The organism is Streptomyces sp. NPDC005791, from assembly GCF_042871485.1.
GTDB lineage: Bacteria > Actinomycetota > Actinomycetes > Streptomycetales > Streptomycetaceae > Streptomyces.
In genome coordinates this window covers 15,502-28,978 of record NZ_JBIAIP010000021.1, presented here as the reverse complement: position 1 = coordinate 28,978, position 13,477 = coordinate 15,502, and the positions used below count along the sequence as shown (strand labels likewise).

Annotated in this window: 14 protein-coding genes; 2 read left to right on the top strand and 12 right to left on the bottom strand. The window is 68.9% G+C overall.

The window, feature by feature from the left end; all coding sequences use genetic code 11:
* Positions 1-100 precede the first annotated feature (100 nt).
* The 7 genes from ACFYSH_RS30775 to ACFYSH_RS30745 form a co-directional block, all read right to left on the bottom strand.
* On the bottom strand, positions 101-1,336 hold the full coding sequence (locus ACFYSH_RS30775) for a cytochrome P450 (RefSeq protein ID WP_388756738.1): 1,236 nt from the start codon (positions 1,334-1,336) through the stop codon (positions 101-103).
* Positions 1,333-2,583, bottom strand: coding sequence for a cytochrome P450 (locus tag ACFYSH_RS30770; protein WP_388756735.1), 1,251 nt, complete (start codon positions 2,581-2,583; stop codon positions 1,333-1,335). The genes ACFYSH_RS30775 and ACFYSH_RS30770 overlap by 4 nt, the downstream gene beginning before the upstream one ends.
* Positions 2,580-3,179: an ATP/GTP-binding protein gene (locus ACFYSH_RS30765; protein WP_388756732.1), complete on the bottom strand. Its 600-nt coding sequence runs from the start codon at positions 3,177-3,179 to the stop codon at positions 2,580-2,582. Before ACFYSH_RS30765 ends, ACFYSH_RS30770 begins: the two co-directional genes overlap by 4 nt.
* Positions 3,160-3,486: a DUF742 domain-containing protein gene (locus ACFYSH_RS30760; protein WP_202435929.1), complete on the bottom strand. Its 327-nt coding sequence runs from the start codon at positions 3,484-3,486 to the stop codon at positions 3,160-3,162. Before ACFYSH_RS30760 ends, ACFYSH_RS30765 begins: the two co-directional genes overlap by 20 nt.
* A gap of 26 nt (positions 3,487-3,512) precedes the next feature.
* Positions 3,513-3,935, bottom strand: a complete 423-nt coding sequence (locus tag ACFYSH_RS30755) for a roadblock/LC7 domain-containing protein (protein ID WP_388756728.1) — start codon at positions 3,933-3,935, stop codon at positions 3,513-3,515.
* Positions 3,928-5,259, bottom strand: coding sequence for a histidine kinase (locus tag ACFYSH_RS30750; protein WP_388756726.1), 1,332 nt, complete (start codon positions 5,257-5,259; stop codon positions 3,928-3,930). Before ACFYSH_RS30750 ends, ACFYSH_RS30755 begins: the two co-directional genes overlap by 8 nt.
* A gap of 391 nt (positions 5,260-5,650) precedes the next feature.
* Positions 5,651-6,010: a hypothetical protein gene (locus tag ACFYSH_RS30745; protein WP_388756725.1), complete on the bottom strand. Its 360-nt coding sequence runs from the start codon at positions 6,008-6,010 to the stop codon at positions 5,651-5,653.
* A 572-nt stretch (positions 6,011-6,582) separates the two neighbouring features.
* Here ACFYSH_RS30745 and ACFYSH_RS30740 point away from each other — a divergent pair.
* Positions 6,583-7,038, top strand: a complete 456-nt coding sequence (locus ACFYSH_RS30740) for an ATP-binding protein (RefSeq protein WP_388756723.1) — start codon at positions 6,583-6,585, stop codon at positions 7,036-7,038.
* Positions 7,035-8,039: an aldo/keto reductase gene (locus ACFYSH_RS30735; protein WP_388756721.1), complete on the top strand. Its 1,005-nt coding sequence runs from the start codon at positions 7,035-7,037 to the stop codon at positions 8,037-8,039. The genes ACFYSH_RS30740 and ACFYSH_RS30735 overlap by 4 nt, the downstream gene beginning before the upstream one ends.
* A 49-nt stretch (positions 8,040-8,088) precedes the next feature.
* Here the strand turns inward: ACFYSH_RS30735 and ACFYSH_RS30730 are convergent, their stop codons facing one another.
* The 5 genes from ACFYSH_RS30730 to ACFYSH_RS30710 form a co-directional block, all read right to left on the bottom strand.
* Positions 8,089-8,826 carry a 2'-5' RNA ligase family protein gene (locus ACFYSH_RS30730; protein WP_388756719.1) on the bottom strand — a complete coding sequence of 246 codons (738 nt, stop codon included), beginning with the start codon at positions 8,824-8,826 and terminating at the stop codon, positions 8,089-8,091.
* Positions 8,827-8,841: 15 nt separating this feature from the next.
* Positions 8,842-10,191 carry a hypothetical protein gene (locus ACFYSH_RS30725; RefSeq protein ID WP_388756716.1) on the bottom strand — a complete coding sequence of 450 codons (1,350 nt, stop codon included), beginning with the start codon at positions 10,189-10,191 and terminating at the stop codon, positions 8,842-8,844.
* A gap of 80 nt (positions 10,192-10,271) precedes the next feature.
* Positions 10,272-10,736 (bottom strand): PPC domain-containing DNA-binding protein, encoded by a 465-nt coding sequence (locus tag ACFYSH_RS30720; RefSeq protein ID WP_388756714.1) that lies wholly within the window; start codon positions 10,734-10,736, stop codon positions 10,272-10,274.
* A gap of 27 nt (positions 10,737-10,763) precedes the next feature.
* Positions 10,764-11,768, bottom strand: coding sequence for an asparaginase (locus ACFYSH_RS30715; protein ID WP_388756711.1), 1,005 nt, complete (start codon positions 11,766-11,768; stop codon positions 10,764-10,766).
* A 55-nt stretch (positions 11,769-11,823) separates the two neighbouring features.
* Complete coding sequence (locus ACFYSH_RS30710; protein ID WP_388756709.1) at positions 11,824-13,302, bottom strand: transcriptional regulator, XRE family protein; 1,479 nt, start codon at positions 13,300-13,302, stop codon at positions 11,824-11,826.
* Positions 13,303-13,477: the final 175 nt, after the last annotated feature.

Sequence of the window (13,477 nt, the reverse complement as noted above, 5' to 3'; positions counted from 1 at the left end):
GAAGGAGGCGGTTGGGGCGGTGGTCGAGGACGTGGATCGCGAGGAGCGCTGGGTGGAGCGGCGAGAGGGCCGCCCCACCCGGCGTGCGATTCGGTGCTCCCTACGACGCGGCCTCCAGCAGGACGGGCAGGGCGGCGACGTCGTTACCGATGAAGGACCGCTGCGGTTCGAGGTCCTCGGGATTGACGGCCAGGGCGATCTGGGGGAACCGGTCGAACAGGGCCGGCAGCGCGACCTCGGCTTCGAGCCTGGCCAGCGGGGCCCCCAGGCAGTAGTGGATGCCGTGGCCGAAGGCCATGTGGTCCTTGTCGGCCCGGTCGATGCGGAAGGCCGCGGGGTCGTCGTGGAGGCTCGGGTCGCGGCCGGGGGCGCCGAAGCCGACCAGGATGGCGTCGCCTTCCCTGATGGTGACGCCCTCACCGAGGGCGATGTCCGCGGTGGCGTAGCGCAGGGGGAGGTGCATGATCGGCGGGTGCAGCCGCAGGGCCTCTTCGACGACGTCGTGCCAGCGCGCCGGGTCGGCCAGCACGGTCGCCAGCTGGTCAGGGTGAGTGAGGAGCTCGCGCACCGCGGCGTTGATGAGGGCGACGGCGGTTTCGCTGCCGGCGCCGATCATCAGGATCAGGGTGGAGATCAGCTCGATGTGGCCGAGCCGGTCGCCGTCCTCCTCGTGGGCGGCCAGCAGCAGGCTGGTCATGTCCTCGCCCGGCGAGTCCCGCTTGATGTCGACGAGCGTCTGCATGGCCCGGTAGAGGGCGTGCTTGGTGGCTTCGGCTTCCTGCGCGGTGACGTCGGTGGCCAGGACGGAGTCGATGACGCAGAGCATCTCGGGGCGCTGGTCGGCGGGGACGCCGAAGAGATCACAGATCAGCCGGGTGGGCACCCGGTAGGAGAAGTGGGTGCGCAGGTCGAGGGGCACGCTGCGGTCCTGGCCGGCCAGGTTGTCCAAAAGGTCGCTGACGATGGCGTGGAGGATCGGGCGCATCGCTTCGACCCGGCCCGGGGTGAAGGCACGGCTGACCAGCTGGCGCAGGCGTTTGTGGTCGTCGCCGTCGGAGGTGAACATCGAGACGACGTCGACCCAGGCGTAGAGCCACGGTATAGACCCGGGGGTGTGGGACGGCCACGACTTGCGGGCGTCCTTGGACACGTCGGGGTGGGTCAGGAGCCGTTTGGCGACGTCGCCGCGGGTGACCGACCAGGCCGTCACGTTGTCGGGCAGGCGGACCAGGACGGCGGGGCCGGCGCTTCGGAGTTCGTCGGCCTGTGCGAACAGGCGGCGGCCGCCGCTGCTGTCGAGGGTGACGGCCGTGGTAGGGGCGGGGCTGCTGGTCACGAGGAACCTCCTGCGAGAGCGGTGACGGGAAGACGGTCGTGAGACTTGGGGCGGAAGGTGACGGGCATCGACTGCGGGCACTGGTGGAAGGGTCCGTGGCGCAGCGGGGGTTCGGGATCGTCGTCGGCCAGTGTCATGTCCCAGAGCTGGTCGAGGATCGTCTCGACGGCGGTCTGCACGATCGTCGTGGCCTGGGAAATCGCGGGGCAGCGGTGCGGGCCGGCCGACCAGGCGAGATGGGCGCGGCTGTCGTAGCCGAGATCTTGCGGCAGCGACGGGTCGGTGTTGGCCGCCGCGTGGGAGATCAGGATCGGGACGCGGCCCGGCAGGGGCACGCCGTGGAGATGGGTGTCGCCGCGGGCGAAGTGGACGGAGAAGTTCGCCATCGGTGCGCGCTCCCACAGCGCCTTCTCCAGGGCCCGCCGCACGGTGAGGGTGCCGGCGGCGAGACTGCCGGCGTGCTCGTCGTCGCGCAGAAGCAGATGCAGGGTCCAGGCCGTGCAGGCGGCAACGGGGATGACGCCTGCGCCGACGGCGCAGAACAACTGGTGGAGGGCCTCTTCGTCACTCAGCTTCGCCGCATGGTTGATCATCCAGGAGGTGAGATCCTGGCCGGGCTGCTCACGGCGCAGCTGGATGAGCTCGAACAGGAGCCCCGCGAAGTCCTCTGCGCCCTGGGCCGCTTCGGGGCCGGCGCTGATGAGGTCCTGGCAGGCGCGGACCATCCGGTGGGTCATCTCAGATGGACAGCCCAGGAGTTCAGCGAAGACGAGCATGGGCACCACGTCGGCGAAGTCGCTCATGAGGTCGGCCCGGCCGGTGCCGATGACGTGGGCGATCATCGACAGCGCGCTGCGCCGGGTGATGTCCCGCAGCTGGTGGGGGTCGATCCGGGCGATGCAGTCGTCCATGGCCCAGCGCAGGCGTGCGTGCTCATCGCCGTCGGTGTAGAGGACGGAGGGCCGCCAGCCCATCATGCCCAGGACCGGACTGTTCTGGGGGACCTCACCGGCGGCCAGGGCCGCCCACAGGCGTGAGTCCTTGGAGTAGGTACGGGCATCGTTGAGCAGGGTGACGGCGGCGCGGTGCTGGGTGACGACCAGGGCGTGCACGTTCGGGGCGATCTCAGCCCAGCCGACCGGCCCCTGGGCGCGCAGTTGCTCGTAGACGGCGATCGGGCGGGTGGCGAAGGCGGCGCCGTGCAGCATGGGGCAGCCGCTGGCGGAGAGAGGGGGCGGCGTCTTCATGAGGCGGGCTCCAGGCTGGGACGCGACAGCAGATGGGAGACGAGCGCTATCAGCGGCGTCTTGGCCGACTCCCTGCGCCGCACGTCGCACATGACCAAGGGGGTGGACGGGTGGAGGTCCAAGGCCTGGCGCAGTTCGGCTTCGCCGTAGCGGGGGGATTCGGCGAAGGTGTTGACCGCGACCACGTACGGCAGGCCGGCTTCCTCGAGGCGCTCCATGGCGTCCCAGGAATCGGTGACCCGGGCGGTGTCGACCAGGACCACTCCGCCCAGGGCGCCGTGCATCAGCTGGTCGATCATGAAACTGAATCGGGACTGCCCGGGGCCGCCGAACAGGTAGAGCACGATGTCGTCGGTGAGGGTGAGCCGGCCGAAGTCGAGCGCGACCGTGGTGGTGGTCTTGTCCGTCAGGCCGCGCAAGGTGTCGACCGTTTCGCCAGCCCTCGTCATGCGTTCTTCGGTCGAGGCCGGCTCGATCTCGGACACGGCACCGACGAGGGTGGTCTTGCCGATGCCGAAAGGTCCGAGAACGACGAGCTTCACGGATTGATCGACCCCGGGCGCCAAGTAATGGCCCTCATAGCTTGTGGAGCGCATCGAGAATCCTCTCCAGCAGATGTCTGTCGTTCTGCTGAGCGGCGGGCACGGGGTTGCGGCTGAGGAGGTGGCCGCTGTCGACGAGGGAGGCGACGAGGACCTTGGTCACGGCGCCCGGGAGCTGCAGATCGGCGCTGACTTCGGCCAGCGACAGCACACCGGGCAGGCAGTGCTGCATCAGCCGATGGGAGTGGGCGTCCAGCCCGGCCAAGGGCCTCTCCGGATCGGCAATCAGGAGCGTGGCCAGGTCCAGGGTGCGGCGGGTGGGCGCGGCTCTACCCCCGGTGGGGGTGTAGGGCCGCACCATCCCGGCACGCCTCCGTCCGCGGGGCGTCACGAGATCCTGGCGCGCGCGGACAGGGCGGGCGCCAGACCCCTGATGGCCCTGATGGTCGCCGCGGACGCGACCGCCACCTCGGGTTCGGTCATCTCCGCACGGATGGAGACGGCGAGCACCGAGTGGTTTCCGGCGCCGAAGATGAGCACGCACGCGTCGGGCAGGTCGACGATGATCTTGCGGGGGGCCGTGTCGGGGGGCGTCTGGGCGAACTGCGAGAGGCTGCGGCCCAGAGAGAAGAGACTCGATGAGCTGGCGGCGGTGGGGTCGGCCACGTCGCGATGCAGCTCCTTAGAGTGCGCCAGCACCAGGCCGTCGGTGGTGAACAGGACGGCGTGCAGGACGTCCTTCTCCTCGGCGAGACGGGTGAGGACCCAGGTCATGTCGTGGGTGTCGGCGGTCGGCTGCTGCTCAGTCATGGGGCTGGTCTCCTTCGAAGGCGTGCTGCTCGGTGTCGTGGATGGTCCGCCCCAGATGGGCGAGGCCGGCGGAGAGCGCATCGGGGTCATCCGCCGGCGCGGGCACGCCGTCACGGGCGGGCTCCGCAGTACGGGCGGCTCGTCGGCGCCGCTTCGGCAACCCTCCGGGGCCGGTGGTTTCCGCGGGCGGGGTGCGGCCGTCACCGCCGTGTGAGAGAGATCCTTCGGTGAAGGGCGCCTCGGTGGTGTGGGCCATGGCCGCATGTCGTTCGGCTTGGATCTCCGCGTCACTCGGGCCGTGCCCGAACAGCTCCCGCGGGATGCGCAGAACAGCCCGCACCCCGCCTTGGGGGGAGGTGCTGGTGACATCGGTGACGAAGCCGTACTCGCTAGCCAGACGACCGATCACCGCGAACCCGAGCTGGCCGGTGTCCCGCACGGTGGTGACGTCCAGCACCTCCCGTTGAGCCAACTGCCGGGCCGCCTCCTCGCGCTGGAAGCCGTTCATGCTCAGGCCACCGTCGTCGACGAAGACGCAGAACCCGGTCTGGAAGGCCTGCACCTCGACGTAGACCTTGCCCTCGGAGTACGCGGTGGCGTTGGACAACAGCTCCGTGAGCGCGACGGTGATCGGCTCGACCACGCGCCCCTCCAGCCAGGCCTCCCCGGTGCCCGGCTCGTAGGTGTAGGAGACCCGCAGGTAGTCGCTGATCCGACCCCGGGCCGATTCCACGACCTCGCGCACGGTGCAGTCCGCGCGCTGCAGGCCGGGCCACGATCCGGTCAGGATCCGCGTGCGCTGGAGGGTGTGCAGAGCCTGGGTCACCAGGTGATCGAAGTTCATCAGGCTCTGGTGGTACGCGGTGCCGTCGGGGTGGCGCTCCATCTCCTGCAGGACGGACATCTGACAACGGTGCAGACGGGTCTGCGCCTCGTCGATGATGTCCCGCACCGAAGACCGCGCCGCGCGCCCGATCCGCTCGCGCGTGACGGCCACCGCCTCCTGCAGAATCCGCCGAACAGCCTGATGAGCAAGGTCGACAGGGGTGCCGACGAGCTGCTCCTGGTGAAGGCCCGGCACAGGAACGCCGCGGTATCCGCGCGCGAGGACGTCCACCAGGGCGGGCATCGTCACCTCGGCGAACTGCCGCACTTCCGTCTCCAGCGCGGCAACGTGGGCGGCGGCGGCATCACGCTGCTTCTCCGCCGAGGCGCCCCGAACGGCCAGGGCCCGCTTGCTGCGGGTCTGCGCTATGAGCCCTGCCGACGTGGCGACGAGGCCGGCACCAAGCAGGGCAGTCACGGTCATCTGTGAATCGAGCATGGAGTGTCCTCACACGTGGGGGCCGACTGCGGGCGCCGAACGGCGCCCGACAGGCCGGGCGGGCTGCAGGGGCCGGCAGTGCACGGCGGGAGGAGGCCAACATGATGGTCCTTGCGTGGTGTGGCCGAGCGGTTCAGGACTGGTCGCGTGGCACAGATGACCGGGTGTCGGTGGGCCCCGCCCGCGGCGGTCGGCTCGTTCTCTGTCCTCGGACGACGAGGACGGCCATGGCTCCGACGATCAAACCGATGATGATCAGTCCGGTGCTGGTCATCGCGGCCTCGGCGTGGATCCGGCGTAGGCGATCGTGAACAGAGCGAGGGCGAAGGTGAGGGCGCGCAGACGTTGACGGGTGGGGCGCCAGGCCCGTCGGCTGCGTGTCCGCCAAGGACTATGCACGGCAGACTTCCCGGCGCTGCGGGACGGGCGTGCTGCGCGGTGCCCGCATGCGGTCCCTGGTCCGGCTGAGTGCCTCGTGCAGCGCAGCCGCCGGGGTGGTGGACACAACGACCGGCTCCGGCCGGGTGACCCACAGGCCCGTACAGCCGCGGCCGCCGTACCCATCGGATACGCACCGTCCGGTTCTGGCGCCGGGCACGCAGTCGGAGTGGGCAGCCCCCCACCGGTGGAACGTGCCGGCCTCCACCGGCACCAGAAGCCTCTGGTGGCCGAGGCAGTACTTCAGCGGGCCGACCTCTGTGCCGTCGGCCACGAGGGCGTCGATGGCGGGCAGCCCCAGAGCCAGGCTCACGCGCACAGTGTCGTGGGCTCGGGGGAACGCGCCCGGCGGCGGCTCGCCGATCGCAACCTGCCACAGGTGCTGACTCCGTAGGTTCATGTGGACTGCTCTCCAGACGAGAAGGCCGCTGTCGGGTGAAACGTGAGAGGGAGTTCTGGTGCCGTGCCGTAGCGGGGGAGGCCGGTGCGGCACCAGAACGGGGACGGGTTCCGCGGCTGTCAGGCGTGCGCGGCACTGATCTGGGCGACGCCCCGGGAAGAGCTGACCGCCCAGACAGCGGTCCGCGATCCGGTGGCTCCGGGACCGCGGTCGCTGGCTTCACTCAACGGTGACGGAACCGGGGGGACAGCGATACGCCAAACCGCGGCCACTTGTGGGCCACTTCGCCCGAGGCGCGAGCACAATCCGGGGGTGGTTTGATCTGTTTTGCCCATCCTGGCGCATGCGGCGGAGCGACGAGTGGGGGGCGAAGTGACACAGAAGTGGCCGCAGTTTGGCGTACCGATGCCTGCGGTGTTCCGCCACGGTGGAGGCAGGTCGATTCCGGCCGCGCCGCAGGGCGTTTCGATCATGAGGAGACGAGGTTGCCTCCGACTACCGCCGAGCTGGTCCACGACCGGAGCCTCGGAAATCTGCTGGACCACTGCGATGTCGAGCTTGCCGGACTTCCGGCCCCGCAACGCTCCGCACGCGTTGCGCTCACCAGCTTCCTGGACGCCGTCGACGAGGGACAGGTCGACGACGCCATGCTGATCGCCAGTGAACTCATCGCCAACGCCGTCAAGCACAGCCCTGGCGCGGTCCTCATAAGGATCGAGGTCTATGAGCTCGGCACGGCGCTGGGCGTCGTCGACCTGGGCCATGACACCGAGGCCCTCCCCTCACACCCGTGCAACTCGTCCGTGAAGCCGGACACCGTGGCCACAAACGGACGCGGGTTGTTCATCATCCAGAACCTCGCCGACACCTGGTCGGTCGAGGAAACCGTGAACGGAAAGATCGTCATCGCTGTGCTGACGCGGGAGGAATCTCGCCGATGACCGACTTGGACATCACGAGTCGCCATCTGGGACAGGGCCTCTCAGTTCATCCCCTGGGCGTCAACCTCGGCGCCGTCGGGCTGCCGGGAAGCCACACCCGCGAGGAGGACGACGGTCCCTTCCTCGACGGCTTGCGCCGCGCCGTGGAGCTCGGCGCCAACCTCCTGGACACAGCCGACTCCTACGGAGCCGGGCGAGCTGAACGAATGCTGGGGCGCCTGCTGCGGGAGTATCCGCATCGGACTTTCCTGACCAGCAGCAAGGTCGGGAGGATCCGAGGCTCCGCGCCGCACGCCTACGCCGACCGGCACATTCACCACCAGCTGCAGCAGACACTGGAGAATCTCTACGTCGAGGAGCTGGACCTCTACACCCTGGACTCGTGGGACTTCGGCCCTCAAGACCGCTACCTGGGCCCCGCAATCGATCAGATGCACACCCTGCGGGAAGTCGGCGCCATCAAGGCCATCGGAATGCGGGGACCGTACACGCCCGCCGAAGCGACGCCCGCCGAACGCGCTGCCTGCGCCGAGCGATTCCTCTACCTCTTCCGACTGATCAGACCGAACGTCATCTGGACTCGATGCAACGCCCTCACGCCGGTGATCACACTGGAGGGCGATGACCTCTTCACGTTCACGGCACGCCACGGGGTCGGTGTGATCCTCGCGGCGCCGGTCGCCCTGGGCCTCCGGACCGCTCTTGCTCCGGCCGGCGCCGAGAAGGTACCCGGCGGGCTGGAATCGCTGCGCGCCCGATTCGGTGACACTCCAGGAACTCTGACCCGCCTCGCGCTGCTGTCCGGCGTTCAGCGCGTCGGCCACTGTGCCACGGTCGTCGGCTTCACCAGCGAGGATCAGCTCGAAGAGAGCTTCGAGTCTCTCTCCGGCCCTGTCCTCACCGCTGTCGAGCTGCGACTGCTCGACGATGCGTACGCACGGGTCCGCGCGCAGACGCACCCGAAGCCGAAGGAGAGGCTGGCGGCCGGCACCGGCATGTGACGGGGCAGTGGTCCCGCCGGGCCGTTGCTGTCAACCGTGCGATCGTCTCCTAGGTGAACGGAGTCCGCGAGGTTGCGGCAGAGGGCAGGGGAATCGAGCGGATCGTTTTCCAGCGGTAGGTTCTGCTCTGGCGCCGCAGTTCCACGAGATCGACGGTAGTGAAGTGCAGCGGCACCGGAGGAAGAGACCGCAGAGGTGCGACGGCGTCGATGACCGCGGACGCGGATCGCTCCTGGTTGCTGTAGGCGATACCCAGATGCGGACGGAACGCCGTCGTCGGAGCGCCGCCGGGGACGCCGGCCTGCTTTCCTGCGGCGTGGAGAGCGGCGTGGAGGCGGACCAGCGGCTTCCACGGCGTGAGGCTGAAACGGACGGCACCCCGTGAGCCGGCCAGAGGGTGAGCGAGGACGTGGAAAGCGCTGACGGGCAGCTCCTGCGTCAAGTCCAGGAGGTGCTCCACCTGCGCGGTCGATACCTGGTCGACTGCGCCCACGCGCAGCACGGTCACGTGCAGACCGTCGGCGGGGACAGGGTCCATGCCCAGATGCTGCAGGGCTCGTTGGCAGTGTTCCGTCCGCTGCAGCAACTCGCCGGGGTCCGGGAACGTGTGCATCCAGTAGTACGAGCGCTGCTGACCCGACCACCCGGGCCGGTCCCAGTGATCGGCCGTACGCTCGACCCTCTGGAACGCGTGCCAGTCGTGCTCGACGATCACTTCGGGATCATCGAGGCTCGCAGGCGGCGCACTGGGAAAGGCGCTGGGATCGGTGTCCAGCTCGGGTGACACAAGGCTCCTCGGGGGTCAGGGGGCGATCTGCGACGGCGAGCCGACGGCGATCAGGCCGACCTGCGGTTGTGACTGCCAGGTCCGCAGTTCCTCGGCATAGTCCCCTACCTCGGCTTCGTCGTGCCACCGCTCGGCGTTCTGGTACAGCTCGACCGCCCTCTCCCAGACGGATTTGATCGGCCGGCCGGTACCAGATCTCAGCGCGCGACGGCCCCGCGCCATGGCGTGCTCGATCTCGGGCGAGCCCTGCTTCAGCAGCGCGGATGCCACATCCAGCCCAACCAGGGCCCGGCTCCACTCGGACTGTGAATGCTCGACCAGCTCTTCGATCTGGTCGGCGTGGGCCAAGACCTCCGCGGTGTCCCCGAGGGAGAGCCGAGTGGTGATGGCGTTGACGAGGGAGCGCGCCATGGAGTAGGGCTCGAAGCTGATGCACGAGGTCAGGCCGTCGGGGAGTGATGTCTGGCGGTCGGACAGTTCAAGGGCTTGCCCGATGGCTGTTTCAGCCCCTGCGCGATCGCCGATGCGAGCGAGCGCCCGGGCACGGCCGTTGACCAGCAGCCTGATGGCCTGGGGGTGGCCCGGAGCAAGGGCGATGCCGGCAGAGGCGGCGTCATCCGCTTCTGCGTAGCGCTTCTGGTAGTACAGGCCGAGCGAGCGGGTGCCGTTCGCCCACATCTCCATCGACACCTCGCCGACCTCCCGGGCCAAGGTCTCCGCTTCTGAGCAGTAGGCGGCGACCACCTCGTAGCGGGCGCCGGCGTTGACGGCCATATAACCGAGAAGTCCCGAGGCCTGCGATGCGAGCCGGAAGAGTTCCGTCCTCGTACGAGGTGGTTGGTGGCCGGCGAGGATGCCGTGCAGCGTCTCGCGGATGATCCTGGCTTCCCCTGCCAGATGCTGGGGTCCGAGCATCTCGTACCGGGCGACGATGCTGGCGATCGTTCCCCTCACCATGCCGAGGATGGGGGCGTCGGCGTTGGAGCTGGTCAGCCTGTGCGTCTGGCTCACGATGGTCAGCGGGTCGTCGAATCCGAGAGAATCCGCAGGCGCGGCAGAGGTGGTGTTGAGGTGCCCCGAGCTCCAGGAGCTGGCATCAATGGGTTCGAAGAGCCGCTCGGGCGACATGTTGAACATGTGCCGAAGAACGAGGGCGGCGTCACGGCGGGGGGTGCTCGTGACCGCGCCCTTGCGTCCCATCCAGCGGGCGTAGGTGCTGCGGGCGATGTCGGTGCGTGCGAGCCGCGGGTTGTTCTCCTTCTCGGCCGCTCGCTCCGCCGCTCTGGCGAAGCGGATGCAGAAGACCTCGTACGAGTCCCAGTGCCGTTCTTGCACCAGGAGGGCGAATCGTGTGGTGGTGTGCACCTGCCGTCCCCTTCGGGTGGGCTCCGGATGAATGCGCGTGCTCTGCTGGACCGGCGTACTGGCCGCGCCCGCCGGTGCGTTCAGTCCGTCCGGCCGAACGTGAGCAGGGGCACGTCGTACAGGCCGGGGTCGCGCGGGCGGGTCGCCTCCGGGGCTGCCCACTCTTCGATGACCACCTCGGTGAGAAACTGCACGGTCCCGCCTTGCAGATGGCTGGTGCGTCCGTCGGCGGAGTCCGCCTTGAGCCCTGCGGAGATGTGGATGTGCGGCGTGACTCGCTCCTGCTCGGGGTCCCAGGCGAGCGTCCCGCTTCCGAGGACCTCCAGGGTCTCGACTTCGATCTCTTTCCACAGGGGGCGCTCTGGATGCTTCAGGGGCTCGCAGGTCCCTACCAGCCGGGCGTGGCTGAAGCCGCCGATGAAGGTGAGGTGGCCCGCCCGGACGCCGGCCTCACGGCAGAAGCGGTCCAGGGCCTCGAAGAAGTCCTCGCCGTGCTCGAAGACGACGGCGAACTTCCGGCCGACGGTGATCTTGGTGGCGCGCATGATGATCCGATCGTGGGTCTCGGTGGGTCAGCGGTGCGCCGCGAAAGCGGCCTGGATCGTGGTCTGATCGGCGCCGGAGCGCAGCAGCGCCAGCAGCAGCAGCCGAGCCTTACGCGGCTCCAGTCGGCCGCCGTTGATCAGGCCACGGCCCAGGAGGTCGGTTTCGGAGCCCGGGCCGAAGTCGTAGGTGCTGGTCAGGACGCTTCCTGCCCCTGTGCGTGAGGTGAGGACGACAGGGACGCGGGAAGCCAGGTCGCCCAGCCGTGGCGCCCAGGCCCGGGGGACGTGGCCGGCGCCGAAGGCCGCGACGACCAGGCCGTCCAGGGAGGCCGCCGTGTCGAGGAAGGCGCCTTCGCTTCCGAGCGTGGCTTCGATCACCTCGACGGAGGCAGGACAGGTCAGGGGGAGCTCGATGCGCGGCTGGCGCCGGAGGGCGAAGTGGAACCGCGGCCGACCTTCGACCAGGTATCCGACTGGCCCGGCCCCGGGTGAGGAGAAGGCCGACGGACTGGTGCTGTGGACCTTCTGGACGTGGCGGGCGGCGTGCAGTTCGTCGGCGAAAGCGACGAGGACTCCCGTGTCACGCGCTTGAGGGCTGACCGCGGTCCGCACCGCGGCGAGGAGGTTGGCCGGCCCATCGGCCCCGGCCATCTGCGCGTTGCGCATAGCACCGGTGACGACGACGGGCGCCGCCCCCTCGTACAGCAGGTCGAGAAGGTAGGCGGTCTCCTCCAGGGTGTCGGTGCCCTGGGTGATCACGAATCCGGTCGTACCCGCTGCGGCCTGTTTGTTGAGCAGCTCGGCGACAGCGGCGATGTCGTCGATCTCCAGCCACGCTCCGGGGATCTTCCGGAAGTCCCGCAGCTCCAGCTCGGCTTCCTCGGCGAGCTCCGGAACCGCGGCTACGAGGTCCTCGGCGGTCAACCGGGGCGCTACTCCGCCGTGTCCTGTTCCCTGGGCAGCCATCGCGATGGTGCCGCCAAGGGAGAGAACGAGAGCGGAGGGGAGCTGGGCCCGAGGGCTGGGGTCCATGAGAGCTACCTTTCGAAGAAGCGGATCAAGGAGTGCGGAAACGGCGTCGAACTTGTCAGCGGTCCGGGGTAAGCGAGGCGAGGAAGGCGAACACATAGTCGAGGGACTCTGCGGTCAGGTGCCGGCTGCGCGGACGGACGATGCTCGCCGTTCCGCATTCGCTCATCTCTCGGGACCTCTCGACCAGCCACACCCAGTCGATGTCCAGGTATGCGGCCATGGAGCGGAGCCGGGCTCCCGGGTCGGGCCCCTGCATCACGCTGTGCTCCCGCGCTTCGCCGAGGGCCTCGCTGTACTCCCGCAGGGACGGCCGCCGTGTGACGGTGTCGACGGCCCAGATCTCCTCGTCTGTCCGCGCCCAGTTGGCCACCACGGCCCGCTGTCCGGGGACGAGGACGAAGCCGTCGACGTGGGAGTAATCGGGCTTGGACAGCACATCCACACGGACGCCGTGCAGTTCCATCAACGCGATCGCCAGCAGCAGAAGGATCCGCTCGTACCTGCCACTGCGGCTCACCTCGGTCTCGGGAATGCAGAAGGCGCGGGAGAGCGGGGCGGAGCCGGCATAGCGCGCCGAGATGGCCTTGAGATAGTCAGCCTTGTGACTGAGCCACAGCCACGCGGCAGCCTGCTCGCCCGTCTGCTCCCGGGTCCAGAACGCCGGCGGATCCGTCAGGCCGTCCAGCCGCCGCATGATGTGGCGGGCGCAGTACGTGGATCCGAGCCACTGGGCACCTGCCTTCGTGAGGTCGGGAACGGTCCTGCGGCTGGGGGCCGATCTCGGGAGATCGAGGTACGTCTCCAGTACCTTCTGCTCCTGCTCAAGAGTGAAGTCGTCGGCCAGGAGTCCGTCGTCCAACTGAACGAGAGACCACACCAAGCCGTACGTGAGGTCGTCCAGTAAGTGAGCTCTCGGCAGGGCCGACGCACCTTGGCCGGCCGATGCCGCTCTGTCACGGCGGGCGATCGCGGCGTCGACGACGAACAGTTGTGGGGACTCCCTGTCGTCGACGCCGATGAGAAAGCCGCGACGGGCCGGGCGGAGGAACTCGTCCAACGCTCCCGCATCGCCGGCGTCGAGGTGGGCAAGGCAGCCTGCACCAGTGGCGGCGCGGAAGACGACAGCTGCTGTCGTGCCGTCCAGTGTCTGCCGACCGGCCAGCTCCCACCCGCCGACCGCCCCGCCGGACCCCATGAAGAACCGGCTCGTGGGCCACTGCTCTGCGACAAGTACGGAGGCGCTCAGAGCCCCGCCCTCGGGCGCAGGATCCGGTGTCGGGCTGAACAGATCGGCTGCCGGGACCTTGAAGAGGTGCTCAAGGATCAGAGCGGTGTCGGGCCAAGGCCGTCCGTACCAGTCGCCCTTCGCCCACCGGTGGAAGCTTTTCCGCGACACCGTGACACTGGCCAGCTTCGGTTTGCCCAGCTCTAGCGCCAGATCACGGGCGACTCGCTCGAACTGAAGGCAGAAGGCGCTCCATTGGTCCCACCGGCGCTCCACGAGCAACACGTGGAACAGACTGGGGTGGGGCATCAACACGGCCCTCCTCGAACAGCGACGGAGCGCGGCTCTCACGGTGGAGCGGACACATCCCACACGGCGCGACAACAACAACACAGATCGTGACCTCGGTCAGGATGCTCCTCCATCTGTGCCCTGCGCAACAGAAACCAGAAATTTTCTCCATAGAATTGGTTGTTGGGAGCCG